This is a genomic window from Polaribacter sp. 2405UD43-2 (genome assembly GCF_058147125.1).
The window spans coordinates 1-264 of sequence record NZ_JBYVJX010000046.1 but is presented as its reverse complement, the minus strand read 5'-3'; the positions used below and the strand labels follow the sequence as shown (position 1 = coordinate 264).

General features: G+C 23.1%; 1 pseudogene. It reads left to right on the top strand.

The features are described from left to right. Positions 1-80: 80 nt before the first annotated feature. A pseudogene (locus tag ACY2RX_RS14695) lies at positions 81-264 on the top strand (hypothetical protein); the annotation flags it as partial.

Below are 264 nucleotides of genomic sequence, written 5' to 3'. Positions count from 1 at the left end.
AAATTTGTATCGAGAACTTAATTATGAAAAATATAATTCTTTATCTATTGTCATTTCGAGTGATTTTGAGGAACGAAAAATTGTATCGAGAAATCTTAAACATTAAAAATTTTTTATTCTTACTTGTTGTTTTATTTTTTTCCTGTAAAACATCAACTAAACAAGAACAAAAAAAAGAGAATGTAAATACTTCTAAAATAAAATTATACGAATTAACGTCAGCAACATTATCATCAGGAAAATTAATTCGAGTAGATTCTTTTC